Source organism: Ruegeria atlantica (assembly GCF_013032505.1).
GTDB classification, from domain to species: domain Bacteria; phylum Pseudomonadota; class Alphaproteobacteria; order Rhodobacterales; family Rhodobacteraceae; genus Ruegeria; species Ruegeria atlantica_F.
The window spans coordinates 1,444,755-1,466,666 of record NZ_WQCG01000001.1 but is presented as its reverse complement, the minus strand read 5'-3'; the positions used below and the strand labels follow the sequence as shown (position 1 = coordinate 1,466,666).

Genomic DNA, 21,912 nt, shown 5'->3' with positions numbered 1-21,912 from the left:
CACACGGAATATCACTGGTAATTGCCCCACACCAGCCTGATACAGAAGGTATGGATTCCAGCGTGGATGTGGAACAATGACCCTGACGAGCAGTCTTCAAAGAATTCAGCCGGCCAAGCGCCTTGAAGGGATTGAGTTATCTGAGATTGTCCGCATTTCAGAACATGCTGCACGTCTGCGCGCGCAAGGGGTCGACGTAGTTGCGCTTAGCACGGGTGAGCCCGATTTTCCCACACCAACGCATATAGTTGAGGCCGCGCATAGCGCGGCCGTCGCCGGCCAGACCCGCTACCCCGCGACGGCAGGAACGCCGGCTTTGCGCTCGGCGATCGCAGACGAGGCGGGTGTAGGTCCTGAGAACGTAATAATATCGACGGGCGCCAAGCAGGTGTTATCCGGCGCGATGCTGGCAACCCTCAACCCCGGTGACGAGGTGATCATGGCCGCTCCGTTTTGGACAAGCTATGCGGATATGGTCAGGCTGGCAGGGGGTGTTCCCGTGATCCTAAGCTGCCCATCCACGCAGATGTTCAAAATGACACCGGATCAGTTGGAGGCCGCGATCACCCCGCGCACGCGTTGGCTGATGCTGAATTCTCCGTCCAACCCAACGGGCGCGGTCTATTCCAAGGCTGAATTGCGGGCGTTGGGTGCTGTGCTGCGAAACTACCCGCAGGTCTGGGTGATTTCGGATGAGATTTATCAGCACCTGTCGTTTGTTCCTTTTACACCCTTTGTGCAAGCGGTCCCCGAGTTGGCGGATCGAACGTTGATCGTGAACGGTGTGTCCAAGGCCTATTCCATGACGGGCTGGCGTATTGGGTGGGGCGTCGGCCCGGTGGCGCTGATCAAGGCGATGGTTGCAGTGCAGGGGCAGATCACGTCGGGCGCGTGCTCGATTGCACAAGCGGCTGCATTGGCAGCTGTTACCGGCCCGCAGGATCTGCTGGCAGAACGCCGCCATGCAATGCAGGCTCGCCGTGATTTGGTTGTCAAAAGCCTAAACGCCGCCGGCTTGGAATGTGCCATGCCGGATGGTGCGTTCTACGTCTTTCCCAAGAGCCCCGCGAAGATGTCCGTTGATCATGAATTTTGCAGCTACTTGCTGAATGAAGCAGGCGTTGCCCTGGTGCCCGGACGGGCGTTTGGGATGCCGGGGCATCTGCGGCTTTCTTTTGCCTATGCCACCGAAAGCCTGCAAGAAGGGGTGCGCCGTATCGCGGGCGCCATCGCTCAACTATGACCAAGTAAGACCGGGATACATCCTATGGACCGCGCTCAGATCGTTCACCAAAACTTCCTGACCCGTGTCGCCAATCGCGACTTTCCCAACGGTGCAGGACCGCGACAAGGGCTGAGCAAGACTGATGCGGTGTCGCTGTACCGGTCACAAGTCCTCAGCCGCGCCTTGGACCGCACCAGCAGGGCGATGCAGAAGGCCGGGCAGGGGTTCTATACCATCGGCTCATCAGGGCACGAAGGGATGGCCGCCGTGGCGCACGCAATGCGCCCAACAGATATTGCCTTTCTTCACTACCGGGATGCGGCGTTCCAGATCGCTCGTGCCGAACAGGTGCCGGGCCAGCAGATCGCATGGGACATGCTGTTGAGCTTCGCCTGCTCGAAAGAGGATCCAACCTCAGGCGGACGGCATAAAGTGCTGGGGTCCAAGGCGCTGACGATTCCGCCGCAGACCTCGACCATCGCCAGCCATTTGCCAAAGGCCGTGGGCGCGGCTTACGCGCTGGGTGCGGCGCGGCGGCATGATCCGGAACACCGGGAACTGCCTTTGGACGGGATCGCGATGTGCTCTTTCGGCGACGCATCGGCCAACCATTCCACGGCGCAGGGTGCGATCAACACGGCTGGTTGGACCAGCGTACAATCGACCCCATTGCCGCTGCTTTTCGTTTGCGAGGATAACGGGATCGGAATCTCGGTCAGAACGCCCAAGGGCTGGATACAGGCATCGATGGAGCATCGCCCGGGGATCAAGTATTTTCAGGCCAATGGTCTGGATATCTTTGAGACTTACGCCGTGTCCAAGGAGGCTGCCGAGTACGTCCGCACCCGCCGCAAACCGGCTTTCCTTCATTTGAAAACGGTGCGCCTTTACGGTCATGCAGGCGCCGATGTGCCAACGACCTACATGCCCAAAGCCGAAGTTGAGGCCGATGAAGCTAACGATCCTCTGCTCCACACGGTGCGATTGCTGGATCAGGCTGATGCGCTGTCCCCGGATCAGGCGTTGAAAATTTACGAGGACACCTGCGCCCGGACAGACCGCGTGGCTGCCGAAGCTGCGACGCGTCCCCATCTGGCCAACGCGTCCGAGGTCATGGCCAGCCTGATTCCACCCAAGCGCGCCTGCAAACCCACCAACGGTCCAAGTACCGAGGCGCGCGCCAATGCCTTTGGTGGGGACATGCGGGCAATGCAAGATCCGCAACCGATGAGCCGCCTGATCAATTGGGCGCTGACAGATCTGATGCTGCAGCACGGTGAAATCGTGTGTATGGGTGAAGATGTTGGCCGCAAGGGTGGCGTCTATGGCGTGACCCAGAAATTGCAGCAGCGCTTTGGTTCGGATCGGGTGATCGACACGTTGTTGGACGAACAATCTATTCTGGGGCTCGCAATCGGAATGGGGCACAACGGGTTTGTCCCGATCCCCGAAATCCAATTCCTCGCTTATTTGCACAATGCCGAGGACCAGATCAGAGGCGAGGCCGCAACCTTGCCGTTCTTCTCGAACGGACAGTTCACCAATCCGATGGTTCTGCGCATAGCGGGGCTTGGGTATCAGAAAGGATTCGGCGGGCATTTCCACAATGACAATTCTCTGGCTGTCCTGCGTGACATTCCCGGCGTGATCATTGCCTGCCCGTCAACAGGTGCGGATGCGGCGCAGATGTTGCGTGAATGTGTGCGTCTGGCGCGTGAAGAACAGCGGGTGGTGGTTTTTCTGGAACCTATTGCCCTATATCCCATGCGTGACCTGCACGATGCACAAGACGCAGGCTGGATGACGGCCTATCCGTCGCCGGACAAGAGTACTGCGTTGGGCGAAATCGGCGTGCATGGCGAGGGGACAGATTTGGCTATCGTCACCTATGGTAATGGGCATTATCTTTCGAAACAGGCTCTGCCCGAATTGGAGGCGGCGGGCCTGAAAACCCGCATCATCGACATGCGTTGGCTGGCACCGCTTCCCGTTGATGCGCTGCGTGAGGCAACCAAGTCCTGCAAACACGTTCTGATCGTCGACGAGTGCCGCCGCACTGGCAGTCAGTCTGAGGCATTGATGACCTTTTTCGCGGAAAACAGCCCCACGGCTTCAACCGCGCGCGTCGTGGCCGAGGATTGCTTTATCGCCACTGGTCCCGCCTATGCGGCCCCGTTGCCTTCGAAGGATGGGATTGTCGCTGCTGCACTTAGTCTGACCGGAGGCCGCTCATGACCCGAACAGCGGTCGTCATCTGCCCCGGACGGGGGACCTATAACAAGCCCGAGCTTGGCTATCTGCATCGCCACTACGCGCATCAGACGGAGATGTTTCATAGCTTCGACGCTATACGCGCCGAAGCGGGGCAGGAGGCTGTAACTGCCCTGGACAGTGCAGCGCGCTACACGGTTTCCAAATATTCAAAAGGAGACATCGCTTCCCCTCTCATCTACGCAGCCTCGCTGGCAGACTCGCAGACGCTGGCCGATGATATCGAGGTGGTTGCAGTCACCGGAAACTCGATGGGGTGGTACATCGCGCTGGCCGCCGCTGGAGCGTTGTCCGCTGAGGCTGGTTTCAAGGTCGTGAACACCATGGGCACGCTGATGCAGGATCACTTGATTGGCGGTCAGCTTGTTTATCCTTTTGTCGGTGACGACTGGTTGGATGATGCCGCGCGCAAGACCGAGTTGATCGCGGATGTGGACCGCATCAACGCAATTCAAGGTCATGATCTGGCGTTATCCATTGATCTTGGCGGAATGCTGGTTCTGGCCGGCAACGAAAAGGGGCTGCTGGCATTCGAGGCGTCGCAACCCAAGGTGCAGGATCGTTTCCCGATACGGTTGCCAAACCATGCTGCGTTTCACACGGCCTTGCAGGCACCAGTTGCCGCCGAAGGGCGTGCGCGTCTGGACACAGAATTGTTCGGACAGCCTGAACGCCCCCTGATCGACGGTCGTGGAAAGATCTGGTGGCCTGGTGCCACAGATACTGCGGCGCTGTGGGACTATACGTTAGGCCATCAGGTGACCGAACCATATGACTTCACCCGCGCGATCCAGACTGCTGCGCATGAGTTTGCGCCGGATTTGTTCATTGTCACCGGTCCTGGCGCGACCTTGGGTGGTGCAGTCGCGCAATCCCTGGTTCTGGCGAATTGGCGCGGCATGGCAGATAAGACCGCGTTTCAGGCCCAGCAGGAAGCTCGGCCCTTCCTAATTGCAATGGGGCGCGAGGATCAAAGAGCCCTTGCAACAGGTTAACGCCGCCCTGATGATCCGCGCAATTTGAAGGAGCGCGAAGTGAGCGACCACAACCAATCCCTTTGGCTGAAAACATGCCGCGAACACGTCGAACCCGCGATATCGACCAGTGACATCACTGTTGATCTGGCGGTGATCGGCGGCGGCTACACCGGCTGTTCTGCAGCCCTGACTGCAGCCAAAGCAGGTGCCACGGTCTGCGTGCTTGAGGCGGATGAGATTGGTCACGGCGGCTCGGGTCGAAATGTCGGGTTGGCGAATGCAGGGCTGTGGTTGCCGCCCGCCGAGATTCGCGCGCATTTGGGTGACATGGTTGGGGACCAGTTGATTGACCTTCTGGCCGCTGCTCCAACTGAAGTATTCAACCTGATCGACCAGCACGACATAGGGTGCGAACCGGTTCGAAATGGAACACTGCATTGTGCGCATTCTGCGGCGGGCTTACGGGATTTGCAGGCCCGCCACGCACAACTTAGCGCTGCTGGCGCACCGGTTGAGTTGCTTTCTGCAGACCTGACCGAGCAACGTACAGGAAGTGTGGTATTTCATGGTGCCATGTTTGACCCACGCGCGGGGACAATTCAGCCGTTGGCCTACGTGCGAGGCCTGGCACGTGCTGCGGCCGAAGCCGGTGCATTGATCTGCACACGAAGCCCGGTTCGGTCTATGGAACATGTCGATGGAACCTGGATGCTAAAAACATCGCAGCGCACGGTGCGTGCAAAGTCGGTGGTGCAGGCAACCAACGCCTATCACCGCGACCTGAGTGCATCGGCCCCCGCATATGTGCCGGTCTATTACTTTCAATACGCGACAGCCCCGTTGTCGGACAGTCTTCGCGCCAGCATTTTGCCGGGCGGCGAGGGGTGCTGGGACACAGATCTGATCATGACCTCGTTCCGAATGGATCATGAGGGGCGGTTTATCATTGGGGCTATGGGTGATCTGGATCGGGCAGGAGGTGCGTTTCACAAAAGCTGGATCAAACGCAAGCTGGCTCAGCTGTACCCTCAACTGGCTGATCGGCCGTTGGTCGAAGGATGGCATGGCCGCATCGCTATGACTTCGGATCACATCCCCAAGATCACACGGATTGGCCCTAATGCCTTATCCGTCCACGGCTATTCCGGACGTGGGATCGGACCTGGGACCGTCTTTGGCCGTCTTGTTGCCGAGAGCCTGCTGCAGGACGACCCAGGTCTGTTACCAGTGCCTGCCGTCGTTGAATATCAGGAAAACTGGACAGTCCTGCGCCGCGCGTATTTTGAAACTGGCGCGGCGCTGACACATTTTTTTAAGGCACGGTTCTGAGGTTAGACCGCGCGGGTAATGCCGCCATCCACCCGTATGTTCTGACCAGTGATATAGCCGCCACCCTCTGACGCGAGCATTGCCACGACCGAGGCGATTTCATCATAGCTGCGTCCGTAGCGGCCCAACGGGATGCGTGCACGGAATTCCTCTTTTTCAGGCAGGCTGTCGATGAACCCGGGCAAGACGTTGTTCATCCTTATGTTGTCGGCCGCATATTTGTCTGAAAATAGCTTGGTGAAGGCAGCAAGGCCTGCGCGGAACACGCCTGAGGTTGGGAATACCGGGTCGGGTTCGAACGCGGCGAAGGTCGAAATGTTGACGATGGATCCACCGCCTTGATTCTGCATGATCGGTGTCACCAACCGAGTTGGTCGGACGGCATTCATAAAATAGACATCCATGCCGGTGTGCCAGTCTTCGTCCGTCAGTTCCAGCACTGGCGCGCGCGGGCCGTGACCGGCCGAGTTGACCAGCACATCAATGCGCCCCCAATGAGTCATCGCTGCATCGATCAGTTTCTGCAGGTCATCCGTGGACTGGTTCGAACCGGTCACGCCTACACCACCCAGTTCCCGCGCCAAAGCTTCACCTTTACCTGACGAAGACAAGATGCCAACTTTAAAGCCGTCTGCAGCAAGCCTACGTGCTGAATCCGCGCCCATTCCGCTGCCGCCTGCTGTTACCAGCGCCACTTTGCTCATGTGATTTCTCCATTCCTTGATGGCATAAGGATGGGCTTTGGCGGACAGATTGACCAATCAGTTCTGCTGCGTTTATGCTGTAGAAAATCTACAGGGTATTGTAATGGCCGCGCTTCCACCGCTGAATGCTTTAAGGGCTTTCGAAGCTTCTGCACGTCATCTGAACTTTCGTTTGGCTGCCGAGGAATTGAATGTCACCCAGGGGGCCGTCGCCCAGCAAGTGCGCGGGCTTGAGGCGCGGTTGGCCGTGACGCTGTTTGACCGCCTGCCACGTGGACTTGCTCTGACTGAGGCCGGGCGCAGGTTTCATACACCTTTGCGCCGGGCTTTCCGACTGATCGAAGACGCTGTCGAAGGTTTGTCGGAGGACAGGCAAATCACCATTTCTGTCACGCCAAGCTTCGCTTCGAAATGGCTGGTTCCCCGTCTTCAGGACTTTACCCGTCATTACCCGGACATTGCCGTCCAGGTCGACGCGCGGGAAAGGCTTGCGGAATTCCAGAGGGACGGCGTCGACATTGCCGTTCGCCAAGGGCGCGCGCCGTTCGGGTCGGGCCTGGTCGCCGAACCTTTGTTCTCGACAGTCTTCGTCCCGGTTTGCAACCCTCAGTTAGCGACTGCGATTTCCAAGACTGCGGACCTGACAAAGCACACGCTGCTGAATGACACGCATGGGCTGTGGCCCCTGTTCTTGCAGCGAGCAGGAATCACGGGCAAGCCGAAGATGATGAGTTTCAGTCAAACAAGTCTCGCCATCGACGCCGCCGTGTCGGGCCAGGGTATCGCGCTGGCTAATGAGCCGCTTGTTTCCGCCCAGTTGGCCGCGGGTCAGTTGGTGCGCCCGATCCCAGACGAACTGGTCGAAGATCTGGGGTTTTATATCGTGGCACCCAATCAACCTCGGCAGCCAGCGTTGGTCGCTTTGATGAAAGAATGGTTGCTGTCTCAGTCCTGAAGCGTTGATGCGATGGCTTCGATCCTGTCACGCAGCCAGCGATGTGCCGGATCGTTGGACGACCGCTGATGCCAGACCATGAAGATCGAGACAGGCTCGCATGTGAAAGGCAAAGGCGCACAATCCAACGCATTGAGAGGACCGCGCTTCATCAGTGCCGTATCGGTGGAAATCAGATCGCCGCCTTTTACAAACGAGGTTATGGCGTTGAAGTGCGGCAGGGTGACCGTGGGGGGCCTGATCTGGTTTTGATCGACGCCCCGCATAACTGCGCGCGAGCTGCGGCCGTCGGAAAATCGCACTTCGACGTGTTCGGTTTCGCAATAGGTTTCCCAGCTGTCCGGAGGAGATCGCCGCGTGCCATCATAATAGATCATCAGCGGACTGCTGAGGATGCGCTTTTGAAAGATGTCCGGCCCATCCGGCGGCAAAGGCGACAACATCAATTGACATCGGTCACTGCGTAGAAGCTCGGGGTCCGGAACACCAGAGGGGATAAATCCTAACCCCAATCGAACACCTTCGGCCCGAACCGTTTGCAGCAATTGCGGGAAGATCAATTCCCTTGGCATGTCATTAGTGGCGATGTGAAAGGCCATCTCCTCGGACAGGGGATCGAACGGGCGATCCTCGGTCAGCGCGCGCATGTTGTCCAAGACCTGCTGCACTTGGTCTTTCAAGGACAGTGCGCGTTCGGTGGGGGTCAGGCCTTGCCCCGATCTGACGAATAAGGGATCGCCCAGAACCAACCGGAGTTTGGACAGGGTGTGGCTGATGGCTGATTGTGTCACGCCAAGCCGATCTGCGGCTTTGGACACCGAGTTTTCCTCGAGAATGGTCAGGAAGACCCTGAGGACTTTGCCATCCAGATCCATGAAATCTATTTTGCTCATACCGTTTATGATTATTCATGAATGGATTTGCTGTCCATGCCGCAGTAGGTGACATTCACAGATTAGGAGGCGCGCGATGGGGATCCGCTTTTTTTCGGATAAGAACCGGCCGGTTCACATGGGACCTTATCCATTAGAACGGTTGGCACGTCAGAACGCCGTGCCGGATTTGTCTGCCGTGCAGCCGATGCCCATGCTCAGTTTTCACAGGCCGGACCAGCCCGAAAGCATTGTTAACGCTATGGGTGAATTCCAGGCGATGATGGACACAATTCGCGACGGGTTCGTGAATGCTGTGCCCTCTGAAATTCCGGCTGACCTGACCGCACGCGCGCATCACCTGAAAGCCTTTGGCTATTTCAATGATGCGTCGATGATGGGTTGCGGACCCTTGCCCGCAGAGGCGCTGCTGTCCGAGCCGCGCCGTAACCCGGACATTGACCGTCTGTCCCATGCGCTGAAGACACGGCAGACCAAGACGCTGGCGTCGGGCATAGATGTCATCATGGCCGACCTTAAGGAAAGTATGGAGGCGGCGCCCAAGCCGATGGACAAGCATCGCCACGCCATCGTCTTTCTGTATGAACACAACCGTGATCCGAGCGCGGACGAGCCCGGCTCGGATTGGATCATAGATGCGCAGGATCATCGTTCCTGTTTGCTGGCGACCGAAAATGCGGTGGTGATTGCCAACTATATCCGTTTGTTGGGATTCGACGCGCGGGCGCATACCGCAATGTCGTCAGAGGTTGATCTGGGCAAGCTTGCGGTGGCGGCGGGGTTGGCGACAGTCGAGGATGGCGAAGTCGTTGTCCCGTGGGTAGGCAAGCGGTTTGGTCTGGCGGCCGTGACGACCGAGATGGAGATCGCACATGATACCCCTCTGCAACCGATGGCCCAGCAACCGTGGTTTCGCACGCAGGGCCCGGCGTGGTGGCTGGGAACGGGATTTGCCAAGAACGCTTTGAACCGCGATCCCTATGCTAAACGGCGTTACATGGATGGGTCGCACCCGTTCGAAAGGCTCAAACGCGTAGAGGACCCGACGACATATATCGACGAAGAGAATGTTGCCCGCGTCCCTAAGCGCGCTGACATGTTTGCCCGTGCCCAGTTTGGGGATATGGGGAAATCGCTGCAGGATGCGGCCAAGGGTGGGCATTACGTGCGCAAGGCCGCCCCCAGCTTCGCGCAACGCCGTTCTCTAGGGGCATTTGTGTTGTTGCAGGACGGCGAAAGCGCAGATGGCCCTTGTCCGCACGATGCCGTCCGAAATGCCGCGAATATCAAGGCCGCAACCTATTTTCTTGGCGTTGATGCCTTGGGCCTCAGTCGGTGTCCGGAATGGGCGTGGTATTCCCACGACGCAACCGGAGAAGAGATCATCCCGCTGCACGATCAGGCCATCAGCATGATCATCGATCAGGGCTATGAAACGATGGAGGGCGCAAGCGGTGACGACTGGATCAGCGTTGCCCAGTCGATGCGGGCCTATCTGCGGTTTTCACTTTTGGGTGGTGTGATCGCGCAGCAGATCCGCAACCTCGGTTACAAGGCCAAAGCGCATACGGTTATGGACGGCGAAGTCTTGCAGCCGCCACTATTGCTGTTGTCCGGATTGGGAGAAGTCAGCCGGATAGGCGAAGTCATCCTGAACCCGTATCTCGGTCCCCGGCTCAAGTCCGGTGCAGTGACGACTGACATGCCAATGGAACATGACAAGCCGATTGATTTTGGTCTGCAGACCTTCTGTGAAAGCTGCAACAAATGCGCGCGCGAATGCCCTTCGGGGGCAATCACCGCAGGGCCAAAGCTTATGTTTAACGGCTATGAGATCTGGAAATCCGACAGCCAGAAATGCGCAACCTACCGCGTGACCACACCGGGCGGTGCAATGTGCGGTCGCTGCATGAAAACCTGCCCGTGGAACCTTGAAGGCATCTTCAAGGAACGACCTTTCCGTTGGGCTGCGATGAATATCCCCCAGGCCGCGCCAGCCCTGGCAAAGCTGGACGATGCCGTGGGCAACGGGGGTCTGAACGACACCAAAAAATGGTGGTGGGATATCGAGTTGCAGGCGGATGGAGCCTATCGTCCGACGGAACACCCGCTGAACAGGCGTGATCTGCAAAAAGATCTGGATCTGAGATACGAAGATCAGACCCTCGCCGTTTATCCCGCCTATCTGGCCCCGCATCCCTGGCCCTATCCATTTGCGATGGATCGCGAGGCAGGGATCGCGGCTTACGAGGCGTTGGTCAGTGCTGATGAATACAAGACCCGTAAGACTGCGGGCGACATGTCAGTTATCCATCGCTACCAGATTGCCGGAGACGCGCCGGTGATGCGGGTTGCGGTGACCAAAGTCGACAAAATGACTGCTGATGTAACGAAGTATGAATTCTCACCGCTGGACGGTGCGCCCCTGCCGGGATGGACAGCGGGCGCACATCTGGACGTGTTGGTTGCGCCCGAATTCCTGCGCCAGTATTCGATGTCAGGTGATCCGTCGGACGCGTCCGCCTATCAGATCGGCGTCCTGCGCGAGGACGATGGGCGCGGCGGTTCGGCCCTGTTGCACCGTATCTTCAGTGAGGGGCGCAAGGTCTTTATCTCGAAGCCGATCAACCATTTCGAACTGGACGAAACTGCAACCAAGACCTTCTTGATGGGTGGCGGGATCGGGATCACGCCGATGATCGCATTCGCACACCGCCTGCACGCGCTGGGAAAGCCGTTCGAGTTACATTACTCCGCCAGCACCCGTGCCGGGGCCGGGTACCTCGTTGATCTGGCCGCGATGCCCTGGGCAGATCATGTGCATTACCATTTCTCAGATGAGGGCACGCGTGCTGACCTCGACACCGTCTTGTCGGGCTATCGCGATGGATGGCACGTTTATACCTGTGGACCGGATCGGTACATGGACGGGGTGATCCAGGCGGCAGAACGCCAAGGTTTCCCGGATGACGCCCGGCATCTTGAGTATTTCTCAGTCCCCGAACAGCCGGAATACCAGAACCACCCCTTCTCGCTGAAGTTGGCAAAGTCCGGCAGGGAACTCGCTGTCCCCAAGGATAAAGACGCGGCACAGGTTCTGAATGAAGCAGGCATTCACGTGGATGTGAAATGCGCCGATGGTATCTGTGGCGTCTGTAAATGCGGCGTTGTTTCGGGCGATATTGAGCATCGGGATTTTGTCCTTTCGAACAAACAACGCGAAGATGCGATCATTCTGTGCCAAAGCCGCGCCGCTGAACCTGACGGTGTGATCGAACTCGACCTCTGATCCGAGGTCTGAAAACGACCGTGTGAATCACAAAAATTGGTCGTTCCAGCCATGGACGCCGTGGGGTTGCTGCACTAACGTCCCCTGCGAACCCCAGTGAATCCTGATCAACAGGTGCGAGGTATTTTCATGGATTATCACAGCCCCGCCAGCTTTGCCGAGGCGTCGGCACTGGCCGCAAACGCGACGGGCATCACACGTTTTCTGGCGGGTGGTACCGATGTTCTGGTGCAGCTACGGTCAGAGTTGGTGACGCCCGATACGCTGATCGACATCAAAAAGATTGATGGCGTCAGTGACATCAACAGCAATGCCGACGGCAGCTGGACCCTCGGCGTCGCTGCTACCGGCGCAGAGATGAGCGAACATCCCGAACTGAGCCGGGACTGGCCAGGTGTTGTCGAAGCGATGGACCTGATCGGTTCGACTCAGGTGCAGGGGCGTGCGACCTTGACCGGCAACCTGTGCAACGGATCGCCTGCAGCGGATTCCGTGCCAGCCATGGTGGCAGCGGGTGTGACCGTCACGGTGACCGGTCCGGAGGGCGACCGAGAGGTTGCAGTCGAAGATATCCCGACCGGTCCCGGCAAGATATCTTTGGCCAAAGGTGAACTGATCTCGGCCGTCCACATTCCCGCCCGTGGCGAGAATGGTGGAGACGCCTATTTGCGGTTTATTCCGCGCACCGAAATGGACATTGCCGTTGTCGGCGTCGGTGTAAACCTTCGTCTGGACGGCGACACTGTCACCGAGGCTCGTGTTTCATTGGGTGCTGTTGCCCCGACCGTGCTGCTGGTCGAAGACTGCGCTAAAGCCATAATCGGCAGTACGCTGGATGATCCCGCGCTGGACGCGCTGGCTGCTGCGGCATCCGCCGCCTGCAACCCGATCGACGACAAACGCGGCACAATCGCATTCCGCACCGATGTCGCAGGCGTTCTGGCCAAGCGTGCCGCGAAAATCGCCTATGCCCGTGCGAAGGGAGAACAAGCATGAGCAAGTTCCACGTATCTACCACCGTAAATGGCGACACTGTCGAATACCTGTGCGATCCGCGGGAGACCCTGCTGGACTGTTTGCGCGACAAGCTGAACCTGACCGGCGCGAAAGAGGGCTGCGGGACCGGTGACTGCGGTGCGTGCTCGGTCTCAGTTGATGGCCGGCTGGTCTGCTCATGCCTGATGCTGGGGGTTGAAGCGGATGGTAAGTCCATCGAGACCGTCGAAGGCATCGCGGATGGTGACGTTCTGCACCCGCTGCAGCAGAAGTTCATCGAACATGCAGCGCTGCAGTGCGGTATCTGCACTCCGGGTATTCTGGTCGCGGCCAAGTCTCTGTTGGAAAAGAACCCCAACCCGACCGAAGAAGAAACCCGGTACTGGCTGGCGGGCAACCTTTGCCGCTGCACCGGTTATGACAAAATCATTCGCGCCGTCATGGAAACGGCAGAAGAACTGCGGGAGGCTTCGTAATGGCACTCGACGATCGCAAATCTGAATTCACTTTTGTTGGCACGCGACCGAACCGTCCGGATGGGTTGGACAAGGTTACGGGCCGCGCCAAGTTCGGGGCCGATATGTCGGCGCCCGGTATGTTGCACGGCGCGATCCTGCGCTCGCCTCACGCCCATGCGCGGATCGTGAAAATCGACACGTCGAAAGCCGAGGCGCATAAGGATGTGAAAGCCGTCGTGACCCGCGCGGATTTTGCGGACGTCCCGTTCAAATCGGGACTGGAGGGCGAATTCTGGAACGTTCTGGAAAACGTTATGGCGGGCGAAAAGGCCCTGTATGACGGTCACGCCGTTGTCGCTGTTGCTGCTACGTCTGCCCTTGCAGCGCGCGATGCGCTCAAGCTGATTGAGGTCGAATACCAGGTGCTGCCTCACGTTACAGATGTGGACAAGGCGATGGCCTCAGATGCGCCTGTCATTCGCGAAGGGGCGGCGGATTACTCGGTGCCTGAAGGCATGCACCCGAACGTCGTTCGCTACCATGAAAGTGGGCACGGCGATGTCGAAGCCGGTTTTGCCGAGGCCGATCTGGTCATCGAAGACAGCTTTGTCACCGAAGCTACCCATCAGGGCTATATCGAACCCCATGCCTGTTTGGGCATGTTGGGAAATGACGGTAAGGGTGAGCTGTGGTGCACGACCCAGGGGCACTGGATCGCACAGAAGACATGCGCGGCGCTGCTGGGTATCGAAACCTCGCAACTGCGCGTGACCGCGTCCGAGATTGGTGGTGGCTTCGGCGGCAAAACGACCGTCTTTATCGAACCCGTTGCGCTGGCGCTCAGCCGCAAGGCCAACCGCCCCGTCAAGGTTGTGATGACCCGATCCGAAGTGTTTCGGGCAACTGGCCCCACGTCTTCGGCGTCTATGGACATCAAGATCGGGATGAAGAAGGACGGCACCATTTCCGCCGCTCAGGGCGTGTTTCGCCTGCAGGGTGGCGCGTTTCCTGGTGCGCCGGGTGACATGACGGCCATGTGTGCGTTTGCGCCGTACAATCTGACCAACGTCAAACAGATTGGCTATGACGTTATGGCCAACCGGCCGAAACAGGCTGCCTACCGTGCACCGGGTGCCCCCATGGGTGCATTCGCCGTTGAATCGGTGATCGATGAACTGTGCAAAAAGCTGGGCCTCGATCCTGTTGATGTGCGTCTGAAGAACGCCGCGCATGAGGGCACCAAGGCTAGCTATGGCCCACGTTATGAGCGCATCGGTCTGGTTGAGACGTTGGAAGCCGCCAAGGCGCATCCGCATTACTCGGCCCCGCTGAAGCCAGGGCAGGGGCGCGGCATCTCCTGTGGGTTCTGGTTTAACCACGGTGGTGAAACTTCGGTCTCGCTATCTCTGTCCGAGGACGGTTCGGCCCAGTTGATGGTCGGTACGCCGGACATCGGCGGCTCGCGTGCATCTATGGCACTGATGGCGGCTGAGGTTCTCGGTATTCCCTACGAAAACATCCGGGTGACCATCGCCGATACAGCGACGCTTGGGTACAACGACGTCAGCCACGGCTCTCGCGTGACCTACGCCTCCGGTCTGGCAACCATCAAAGCAGCCAAACACGCGGTCGAAAAACTGTGCGAACGTGCGGCGGCCAGCTGGGGAATTCCGACGGACGCAGTCAAATGGGAAAACGGCTGTGCGGTGCCCTCTGGCCCCAATGCCGGTGATTTCGATCCGCGGCCACTGGCTGATATCACGGCTCATATGGGCTCGACAGGCGGACCGATCTCAGGCCATTTTGAAGCGACCCCGGAAGGCGCAGGCGTGTCGTTTGGCACTCATATCGTTGATGCCGAGGTTGATCCGGAAACCGGCAAGACCTCGATCACCCGCTACACGGTCATCCAGGATGCCGGGAAGGCGATTCACCCGACCTATGTGGAAGGCCAGTATCAGGGCGGTGCCGCGCAAGGTATCGGCTGGGCGCTGAACGAAGAGTATATCTACGGCGATGACGGTCGCCTGCAGAACTCGATCTTCCTCGACTATCGCATCCCCGTTGCCAGTGACCTGCCGATGATCGACACGGTGATTGTCGAAGTGCCCAACCCCGGTCACCCCTTCGGTGTACGAGGCGTCGGCGAGACAGGCATCGTGCCGCCTCTGGCCGCCATTGCCAACGCCGTGTCCCATGCGGCTGGCGTGCGCATGCGTCAGTTGCCGATGTCGCCGCCGCGTATTCTGGCCGCGCTCAAGGACGATGGTTGAGGTTCATCTCTGGTCCGGTCTCCGGTCATTGACCGGGGGCCAGCAGGTCGTCGAGGTTGAAGCCAAGACGACCGGCGACCTATTACGCGCATTGGTGCTGGCTCACCCACAGCTTCAAGGTCCTATTGATGCCGGCGTGTCGATTGCAATTGATGGCCGCGTCATCGCCACAGGGTTGACCGAGCCAATCCCTGAAGGCAGCGAGGTTTACCTGATGCAGCGGTTAAGAGGCGGTTAGGCCTCTGGCGACCACGGTTCGCGCCCAACCATGCGGTCGGCCTCGGCAGTGATATCGTTCATATGCTGCTCAAGGCTTTGGCGCAGCTCCTCGATTTTCTCTTCAGACGCTTTGCGAGGCACGGTCTCGGTCCACTCGCTGCACAGAAAGACTCCTTTGTTCCGCCATGGGCGGGGCATCAAAAGACGATCCCATGTACCCGCTTCGCTGCCGTATTGTGCAGAAAAGGTGATCCCGAAGATTCGTTTGCCAGATGTGCGCGCCCAAACCAATGGCACCGTGGAAAGCACGCGCTCAGGTCCACGTGGTCCGTCAGCTGCGATGCCGATGGAAATCCCTTGTTTGATCTTACCGATCACTTCTCGCGACACGGCAACGTTGCTCTTGTGTTTGCTGGCCATGGCGATCGTGTCCATTCCGAACAACTTCTGCACCCGACCCACCATGCTGCCGGCCCGCGCAGACGAAGTGATTGAACAGATGCGCCCTTTGTCCAGCGGGAAGAAGTACGGCGACTGCGCCAGCCTTTGGTGCCACAGCACCACGATCACTGGTTCACCTTGTTCTGCCAGCTGGTCCAGTTCTTCATATCCGATGCGCTGCCACTTGGTGTTGCGATTGACCATCCGGATATAGCTGGCGATGCGGCGCGCGGCCCAGTTCAGAATGGCTTCGCTGTCGGCGATTTTTTTGCGGATACTCACGAATTGGGTCCCTCGTACTGGCCAAACCGTGTCTTATAGAACTAAACGCAGTTCGCAACTTGTTTGTGAGTTGGATTAGTCTACCGGAATCTGAAAAAGCCTCTTGAGTCCGCTGCGCGGCTGGCATATCTGATGCGCACCTTAGGGGTATAGCTCAGTTGGTAGAGCGACGGTCTCCAAAACCGTAGGTCGCGGGTTCGAACCCTGCTGCCCCTGCCATTCTTCCAATGAAAATCTGGAATCGGTGCAAGCCTTGTGGATTGCTCTTGTTCGTCGTGGCGCACAACTGCAGGCCGCTTCATGGACAATTATCGGATCGCTATGGTCAGACGAGCGAGGATTTTCGAGAGGTTGGATGTCTGCGAAAGGTTTTCAGAGCCCAGGCGCCGAGCCTGCCGTAAGGTTAACCCGATAAGAACACAGTGTTTTTACTTGATTTATTCGGTTTGTGTCAAAATACTGGCGAAAGTTTGTCGGCTTAGCGATGTCAAGTTTGAGGTAGTAGTGATGGCGTATGGTGAAGGTTCGGGACTGACGGAAGACCAAAAGAAGTGGGCCGAATGGACGATGCATCCTAAGAAGCGCAAGTTCAAACTAACCGACTATGCGTCTGTCGTAGTCATTGCCGCCTCTGTCGTTGTCGTAACCGGTGTCCATCACTACGTGATCTTCTAAATAATTCAGAAGTAAAGAGTTTTGATCTTTACTCGCCTTGTTTTTGGGGGGGTGAAGTCTGCAATCTTACTTTGTCCTGACATCGTTCCTCCCGCGGCCTGCTGTCAAAGGGTCAATCCCGGTTTCCTACGCCAGTAGAATGGCATATGGTCCTGCCCACAACAGACAGGCGGAAGAGGGTTCATGTCGCGCTTTGATGGTTACTTCCTGCGGCAACTGCTGATTCTGTTCGGCTTTTTCACTCTGGTATTGGTGGGGGTGTTCTGGATTACCCGTTCCGTCAGCCTGTTTGATCGCGTGATCAGCGGTGGACAACCCGCGATGGTGTTTCTGGAATTCACCGCACTGACCTTACCGACTTTGATCCGCACGGTGATGCCAATGGCGGTGTTTGCCGCGGCCGTCTATGCCACCAACCGCCTGAGTCGCGAAAGCGAGATGACGGTGATGCTGGCCACCGGAACCAGCCCCTGGAGATTAGCGCGTGCAGTGTTCGTATTCGGCATCCTGACCGGTCTGATGATGGCCGCGATCAGTGTTTTCCTGCGTCCGGCATCAGTGGATCGGTTAGACCAACGTCAAGCTGAGGTCGCCGGGGATGTTACCGCACAGCTATTGAATGAGGGTGAATTTCTGCACCCTGCGCAAGGCGTGACGGTCTACATCGGGGAAATCGATCTTGACGGGACGCTGTCCGAGGTTTTTGTCTCGGATCGCCGGGATGAAGAGAACCCGGTCAGCTACTCAAGTAAAACGGCCTATCTGGTCAACAATGGCACCGGCATTCACCTGGTGATGGTGGACGGGATTGCACTGCGTTTGAACCCTGAGAGCAGAGCGCTGTCTTCAACGCTTTTTGCGGATGCATCATATGACATTTCCGAGCTGACAAATTCGGACACAAATGCAATGCGGACTCTTGAGGCGATCCCAACGATCGAACTAATGCAGGGTCGTGATGGGATTCTGGCGAATGAGTATTTCTCGGAAGGGGAACTGATCGAAGAACTACATCAGCGCTTCTCGTGGATTGCCATCTGTATTGCTGTGGCAATGGCTGGGTTTTCAACGCTGATGTTGGGCAGCTTTTCGCGCTTTGGGCTATGGCCTCAGATATTTGGGGCCTTCACGATTTTGATCCTGTTGGAAGGTGTCCGGGGCTTTGTCTCGCCTGTCGTGATTGAAGATCCGAAACTGTGGATTTTACTCTATATTCCGGCCGCCATCGGTGTTCTGATCTCTTGCGTTTTCCTGCTGATCGCCGGGCGACCGCTAATTCGAGCCCGATCACGCGGGGCGAATGGCTCCTTGTCTCAGGCTTAACCCGTTTCACGCAATTCAGTCAGGCAGGCCATCACGTCGTCAAACGCCTCGCTATCTCGTCTGGTCACCAGATACAGCGGCAACATCAGATCCATTGCTTCGGCAACCGATACCACAGTGCCGTCGTTCAACTGATCCCGAATTACGTATTCCGGAAAGTAACCCGTACCGCCGCGCTTAAAAACATACCGCAAACCCATCATGCAATTTCCTAAAAAGAGCGTCTGTCCCGACGCTTTGCGCGCTGCCGAACGCACGTGGTCCTGATAGACTTCGCCCAATTCGAGATTTACGAAAACGGCATCTTCGGCCGCGTCGGGCGTTTCGACCAAGAGCAAACGCTCGGGCGCCAGTTCCTGGTACAGAACGCGCCGATCGGACGGCTTTTCGTGGGTCAGTGCCGCATCCAGCACATGCGTCGCAACGGCGTCGACCATGTTAAGGTCGTGATCGTAGTTCAGAGTCAGTAACAATTGTCCGTGCCGTTGCTCATAGCGAACGGCCAGATCAACCAGCAACGGATCCCAAATGCTGAGCTGCGCGCCAAGGCGCAAAGCCGCGCGGTGTGGTGTCTGGCCCGGCAATTCGTGCGAAGCGAACGACCATAACGACAACATCTGCTCGGCATAGGGGCGAAACTGTCGCCCGAACTCTGTCAGGTTGGTGCCACCTGCACCACGCGTAAACAGGGGCTTTCCGGTTTCCTCTTCGATCAGCTTGATCCGGGCGCTAACCGCAGTCTGAGTGACGTTGAGTTGCCGTGCAGCGGCATGGAACCCACCGGTGTCCGCCACGCATAGAAATGTCTCAATGGCTTTGATCTGCATGATGAAAGTATTTTTTCATCACAATGATAAAATCAATTCATTTTTTTGGACGACTGACCTCGACTATGCTGACGACAGCAGATCAGCCAGAGGAAATACCATGCTGGACAAAAGCCACAAACCCACCTGGACCAGTTTTGAAGAGGCAACCAAAGCCGATTGGGATGCGGTCATGGAGTATGAAGAGGCTTATAACGCGGCCCTTCCTGACCGTATTCTGGATGCGATCCGTTCGTTGGACGAGGCATGGACGCCTTACCCGGTGAACCGATACCAGCACAGCCTTCAGGCCGCGACGCGAGCCCATGAAGATGGCGCGGACGAGGAAATTGTGGTCGCCGCCCTGATCCACGACACCGGGGATATCCTGTCACCGTACAACCATGGTGAACTGTCAGCAGCGATGATGAAGCCGTATGTCAGCGAAAAGACCTATTGGATTTTGAAACATCATTGCGTGTTTCAGGGCTATTACTACAACCACCATCTTGGCGGGGACCGCAACGCCCGCGACAAGTATCGCGACAGCCCCTATTGGGAGGACTGCCGGTATTTCTGTCATGAATACGATCAGAAGGCTTTTGATCCGGACTATCCGACTAAACCGCTGGAGTTTTTTGAGCCTATGTTGCGCCGTGTCCTGAACAAGGGCGAAGGGCATATGGAGCTGAACGAAACGTCAGAAAGCTAACAGGCCGCCATCAGACGGTAGACGATCTGCGCGGCGGTAAAGTCCCAGGCGGCATTGCCGTCCGGGGCCAGTTCCACCACGTCGAAGCCCACACATTTTCTGCCCTTCAAGGCGTGCTCGACAAGTCGCAGAGCCTGATAATACCCCAATCCGCCTGGAACTGGTGTGCCGGTGGCGGGCATTTGCGATGGGTCCAGGCCGTCCACATCGAAACTGACATAGACCAGTTCGGGGAAGTCCTCGGGCAAATCGACGGCGTGGATATTGCCCGTGACCAGTTCCTCTGCATCTACGTGGAAGACGTGGTTCTTAAGGCGGCTTTGGGCCTCTTCGGTTGAGTACGCGCGGACGCCAAACTGAGCCAGCCGGACACCTTCCTCGGCCAACAAGTGCATCACGGAAGCGTGGGAATGCTTCTCGCCCTGATATGCATTGCGCAGGTCTGCATGAGCGTCGACTTGAACGATACCAATCGGTTGGTTAAGGGCGCGCGCCACGCCCATCACCGCACCGTAGCTAAGTGAATGCTCCCCGCCCAATGTGACCGGCACTTTGCCCGTGCGGATCGCAGCCTCGGTGCGCTGGGCAAGGCGTTCCATGATTTCGGACAGCGACGCGTCACAGTCCACGGGCTCTTCGGTGAAGATGCCTTCGACACAAGGCTCTGAATGACCGGTAATACGCTCCAGTTCATTGCTGGCCTCAATTATGGCGTCGGGACCTTTGGCAGTACCCGAGCCATAAGAAACCGTGCGTTCCAACGGCACCGGAATCACGCGAAAGCGTGCGTCCTCAGAGCGCTCGGATGCGGTCAGTTCACTGTCGAGGAAAATGCTCATGAGAGTCGGTCCTTAAAGTCTTCATAGCCGAACTGCTTGATGATCTTCAGTTCGTCTGTCTCGCTGTTCCACAAGGCGATGGTCGGCAGAGGAACACCGTTGAACGTGTTGGTCTTGACCATCGAATAGTGCGCCTGATCGAGGAAGGCAAAGCGCTGGCCGATTGCCAGTGGTCGATCCCATGTGTAATCGCCGATCACATCGCCCGCCAGGCAGGAGGGGCCACCTAATCTATAGGTGTGGCCTGTTTCTGCCTCGTTCATCAGGGCAGGGCGGTAGGGGGCTTCGATCACGTCGGGCATATGGCAGGTGGCCGAGATATCTGTAATCGCAAGGTCCATGCCGTTGGTAGGCAGGTCGAGGACTTCACCGATCAGGATGCCCGCATCCAGCGCCACGGCCTCACCGGGTTCGATATAGACGTCGATGTTGTACGTTTCGCGAATGTTTTTGATAAACGCCACCAGCCCTTCGCGGTCATAGTCATCACGGGTGATGTGGTGACCGCCGCCGAAGTTCAGCCATTTGAGCTGACCGAGGAACGGTTTGAGTCTCGATTCCACAGCAGACCATGTACGCTGCAATGGTTCGAAACCCTGTTCGCACAGCGTGTGCATATGCAGCCCGTCTACGCCAGTCATGGTTTCGGCGGACAGTTGACTGACTGGTGTTCCAAGGCGAGAGCAGGGCGCGCAAGGGTCGTATTTGGGAATCTCACCTTCGGAATGCTCCGGGTTGATGCGAAGGCCAACCTGAACGCCTGCGGCTCGGGCCTTGGCGAGGAAACGGTCCTTTTGCGCCGGAGAATTGAAAATGATGTGGTCGGAGAGGGACAGGATTTCGTCGATATCGGAATCCTTGTAACCCGCACAGAAGGTTGCGACTTCACCACCGTATTCTTCGCGACCCAAACGCGCCTCATAGATACCCGATGCGCATGTGCCACCAAGGTGTTGGCGCACCAGTGGGGACAACGCGAACATCGAGAATGCTTTGAGCGCGCTGAGCACATGCGCGCCGGATTGGCTGCCGATTTCGGACAGGATGGCCAGATTCCGTTCCACGGCCTTTTCGTCGACCACGAAGCAAGGGGTTGGCACGCGGCTAAGGTCGAACGCGCGGAAGGCGCCGGCGTCGCCCGCCTGTGTGGTCATCATTTCCGACACGGTTTGATCTCCGAACAGTGCGGAGGGCAGTGCCCTGCCGCGGGTGGGTGCGAAGCGCCCGCCCATAGGGGCGGTCGGG

Annotated in this window: 19 protein-coding genes and 1 tRNA gene; 14 read left to right on the top strand and 6 right to left on the bottom strand. The window is 57.8% G+C overall.

The genetic code is table 11. The features are described from left to right. Positions 1-76 precede the first annotated feature (76 nt). From GOW92_RS07205 to GOW92_RS07190, 4 genes are read left to right on the top strand one after another with little or no spacing between them, the layout of a single operon-like run. Positions 77-1,243 (top strand): pyridoxal phosphate-dependent aminotransferase, encoded by a 1,167-nt coding sequence (locus tag GOW92_RS07205; protein ID WP_170559237.1) that lies wholly within the window; start codon positions 77-79, stop codon positions 1,241-1,243. A 24-nt stretch (positions 1,244-1,267) separates the two neighbouring features. Continuing rightward, on the top strand, positions 1,268-3,460 hold the full coding sequence (locus GOW92_RS07200; RefSeq protein ID WP_170559236.1) for a dehydrogenase E1 component subunit alpha/beta: 2,193 nt from the start codon (positions 1,268-1,270) through the stop codon (positions 3,458-3,460). Further along, positions 3,457-4,491 (top strand): ACP S-malonyltransferase, encoded by a 1,035-nt coding sequence (locus tag GOW92_RS07195; protein ID WP_170559235.1) that lies wholly within the window; start codon positions 3,457-3,459, stop codon positions 4,489-4,491. Before GOW92_RS07200 ends, GOW92_RS07195 begins: the two co-directional genes overlap by 4 nt. 39 nt (positions 4,492-4,530) lie before the next feature. Beyond that, complete coding sequence (locus GOW92_RS07190) at positions 4,531-5,802, top strand: NAD(P)/FAD-dependent oxidoreductase (protein WP_170559234.1); 1,272 nt, start codon at positions 4,531-4,533, stop codon at positions 5,800-5,802. A gap of 2 nt (positions 5,803-5,804) precedes the next feature. Here GOW92_RS07190 and GOW92_RS07185 read toward each other — a convergent pair whose 3' ends face one another. Beyond that, on the bottom strand, positions 5,805-6,506 hold the full coding sequence (locus GOW92_RS07185; protein WP_170559233.1) for an SDR family oxidoreductase: 702 nt from the start codon (positions 6,504-6,506) through the stop codon (positions 5,805-5,807). A gap of 103 nt (positions 6,507-6,609) precedes the next feature. On the opposite strand from GOW92_RS07185, the gene GOW92_RS07180 reads away from it, so the two are divergent. Further along, entirely contained in the window at positions 6,610-7,461 is an 852-nt protein-coding gene (locus GOW92_RS07180) for a LysR substrate-binding domain-containing protein (RefSeq protein ID WP_170559231.1), read from the top strand. Here GOW92_RS07180 and GOW92_RS07175 read toward each other — a convergent pair. After that, a complete protein-coding gene (locus GOW92_RS07175) occupies positions 7,452-8,354 on the bottom strand; it encodes a LysR family transcriptional regulator (RefSeq protein ID WP_170559229.1) in 903 nt (300 codons plus the stop codon). The genes GOW92_RS07180 and GOW92_RS07175 overlap by 10 nt on opposite strands. Positions 8,355-8,430: 76 nt before the next feature. On the opposite strand from GOW92_RS07175, the gene GOW92_RS07170 reads away from it, so the two are divergent. The 5 genes from GOW92_RS07170 (at position 8,431) to GOW92_RS07150 (ending at position 15,608) form a co-directional block, all read left to right on the top strand. Continuing rightward, the gene (locus GOW92_RS07170) at positions 8,431-11,643 is read left to right on the top strand and encodes a reductive dehalogenase (protein ID WP_170559227.1); all 3,213 of its coding nucleotides are present in this window, start codon (positions 8,431-8,433) and stop codon (positions 11,641-11,643) included. Between the two features lie 129 nt (positions 11,644-11,772). Further along, positions 11,773-12,639 (top strand): FAD binding domain-containing protein, encoded by an 867-nt coding sequence (locus GOW92_RS07165; protein ID WP_170559225.1) that lies wholly within the window; start codon positions 11,773-11,775, stop codon positions 12,637-12,639. Next, entirely contained in the window at positions 12,636-13,115 is a 480-nt protein-coding gene (locus tag GOW92_RS07160) for a (2Fe-2S)-binding protein (protein WP_170559223.1), read from the top strand. The genes GOW92_RS07165 and GOW92_RS07160 overlap by 4 nt, the downstream gene beginning before the upstream one ends. Next, positions 13,115-15,370, top strand: a complete 2,256-nt coding sequence (locus tag GOW92_RS07155) for a xanthine dehydrogenase family protein molybdopterin-binding subunit (RefSeq protein ID WP_170559221.1) — start codon at positions 13,115-13,117, stop codon at positions 15,368-15,370. The genes GOW92_RS07160 and GOW92_RS07155 overlap by 1 nt, the downstream gene beginning before the upstream one ends. Further along, positions 15,363-15,608, top strand: a complete 246-nt coding sequence (locus tag GOW92_RS07150; RefSeq protein WP_170559220.1) for a MoaD/ThiS family protein — start codon at positions 15,363-15,365, stop codon at positions 15,606-15,608. The genes GOW92_RS07155 and GOW92_RS07150 overlap by 8 nt, the downstream gene beginning before the upstream one ends. Here GOW92_RS07150 and GOW92_RS07145 read toward each other — a convergent pair. After that, complete coding sequence (locus tag GOW92_RS07145) at positions 15,605-16,312, bottom strand: lysophospholipid acyltransferase family protein (RefSeq protein WP_170559218.1); 708 nt, start codon at positions 16,310-16,312, stop codon at positions 15,605-15,607. The two genes, GOW92_RS07150 and GOW92_RS07145, sit on opposite strands and share 4 nt — an antisense overlap. Positions 16,313-16,455: 143 nt before the next feature. Between GOW92_RS07145 and GOW92_RS07140 the strand changes: the two genes are divergently transcribed. From GOW92_RS07140 to lptF, 3 genes are all read left to right on the top strand, one after another. After that, a tRNA-Trp gene (locus tag GOW92_RS07140) sits at positions 16,456-16,531 on the top strand. Between the two features lie 288 nt (positions 16,532-16,819). After that, the gene (locus GOW92_RS07135) at positions 16,820-16,987 is read left to right on the top strand and encodes a hypothetical protein (RefSeq protein WP_170559216.1); all 168 of its coding nucleotides are present in this window, start codon (positions 16,820-16,822) and stop codon (positions 16,985-16,987) included. A 183-nt stretch (positions 16,988-17,170) separates the two neighbouring features. Continuing rightward, a complete protein-coding gene (gene lptF, locus GOW92_RS07130; protein WP_170559214.1) occupies positions 17,171-18,310 on the top strand; it encodes an LPS export ABC transporter permease LptF in 1,140 nt (379 codons plus the stop codon). Here lptF and GOW92_RS07125 read toward each other — a convergent pair. After that, the gene (locus GOW92_RS07125; protein ID WP_170559212.1) at positions 18,307-19,137 is read right to left on the bottom strand and encodes a LysR family transcriptional regulator; all 831 of its coding nucleotides are present in this window, start codon (positions 19,135-19,137) and stop codon (positions 18,307-18,309) included. The two genes, lptF and GOW92_RS07125, sit on opposite strands and share 4 nt — an antisense overlap. Before the next feature lie 100 nt (positions 19,138-19,237). Here GOW92_RS07125 and GOW92_RS07120 point away from each other — a divergent pair, with 100 nt between their 5' ends. Then, positions 19,238-19,828 carry an HD domain-containing protein gene (locus GOW92_RS07120; RefSeq protein WP_170559210.1) on the top strand — a complete coding sequence of 197 codons (591 nt, stop codon included), beginning with the start codon at positions 19,238-19,240 and terminating at the stop codon, positions 19,826-19,828. Here the strand turns inward: GOW92_RS07120 and speB are convergent. Together speB and nspC are read right to left on the bottom strand one after the other, a co-directional pair. Further along, positions 19,825-20,667 (bottom strand): agmatinase, encoded by an 843-nt coding sequence (speB, locus tag GOW92_RS07115; RefSeq protein ID WP_170559208.1) that lies wholly within the window; start codon positions 20,665-20,667, stop codon positions 19,825-19,827. The two genes, GOW92_RS07120 and speB, sit on opposite strands and share 4 nt — an antisense overlap. Further along, the gene (gene nspC, locus GOW92_RS07110; RefSeq protein WP_170559206.1) at positions 20,664-21,833 is read right to left on the bottom strand and encodes a carboxynorspermidine decarboxylase; all 1,170 of its coding nucleotides are present in this window, start codon (positions 21,831-21,833) and stop codon (positions 20,664-20,666) included. Before nspC ends, speB begins: the two co-directional genes overlap by 4 nt. Between the last annotated feature and the right edge of the window lie 79 nt (positions 21,834-21,912).

Coding starts and splice junctions, on each gene's coding strand:
- GOW92_RS07205 (WP_170559237.1), top strand. CDS start 77: ATGACCCTGACGAGCAGTCTTCAAAGAATTCAGCCGGCCAAGCGCCTT.
- GOW92_RS07200 (WP_170559236.1), top strand. CDS start 1,268: ATGGACCGCGCTCAGATCGTTCACCAAAACTTCCTGACCCGTGTCGCC.
- GOW92_RS07195 (WP_170559235.1), top strand. CDS start 3,457: ATGACCCGAACAGCGGTCGTCATCTGCCCCGGACGGGGGACCTATAAC.
- GOW92_RS07185 (WP_170559233.1), bottom strand. CDS start 6,506: ATGAGCAAAGTGGCGCTGGTAACAGCAGGCGGCAGCGGAATGGGCGCG.
- GOW92_RS07180 (WP_170559231.1), top strand. CDS start 6,610: ATGGCCGCGCTTCCACCGCTGAATGCTTTAAGGGCTTTCGAAGCTTCT.
- GOW92_RS07175 (WP_170559229.1), bottom strand. CDS start 8,354: ATGAGCAAAATAGATTTCATGGATCTGGATGGCAAAGTCCTCAGGGTC.
- GOW92_RS07170 (WP_170559227.1), top strand. CDS start 8,431: ATGGGGATCCGCTTTTTTTCGGATAAGAACCGGCCGGTTCACATGGGA.
- GOW92_RS07165 (WP_170559225.1), top strand. CDS start 11,773: ATGGATTATCACAGCCCCGCCAGCTTTGCCGAGGCGTCGGCACTGGCC.
- GOW92_RS07160 (WP_170559223.1), top strand. CDS start 12,636: ATGAGCAAGTTCCACGTATCTACCACCGTAAATGGCGACACTGTCGAA.
- GOW92_RS07155 (WP_170559221.1), top strand. CDS start 13,115: ATGGCACTCGACGATCGCAAATCTGAATTCACTTTTGTTGGCACGCGA.
- GOW92_RS07150 (WP_170559220.1), top strand. CDS start 15,363: ATGGTTGAGGTTCATCTCTGGTCCGGTCTCCGGTCATTGACCGGGGGC.
- GOW92_RS07135 (WP_170559216.1), top strand. CDS start 16,820: ATGGCGTATGGTGAAGGTTCGGGACTGACGGAAGACCAAAAGAAGTGG.
- lptF (WP_170559214.1), top strand. CDS start 17,171: ATGTCGCGCTTTGATGGTTACTTCCTGCGGCAACTGCTGATTCTGTTC.
- GOW92_RS07125 (WP_170559212.1), bottom strand. CDS start 19,137: ATGCAGATCAAAGCCATTGAGACATTTCTATGCGTGGCGGACACCGGT.
- GOW92_RS07120 (WP_170559210.1), top strand. CDS start 19,238: ATGCTGGACAAAAGCCACAAACCCACCTGGACCAGTTTTGAAGAGGCA.
- speB (WP_170559208.1), bottom strand. CDS start 20,667: ATGAGCATTTTCCTCGACAGTGAACTGACCGCATCCGAGCGCTCTGAG.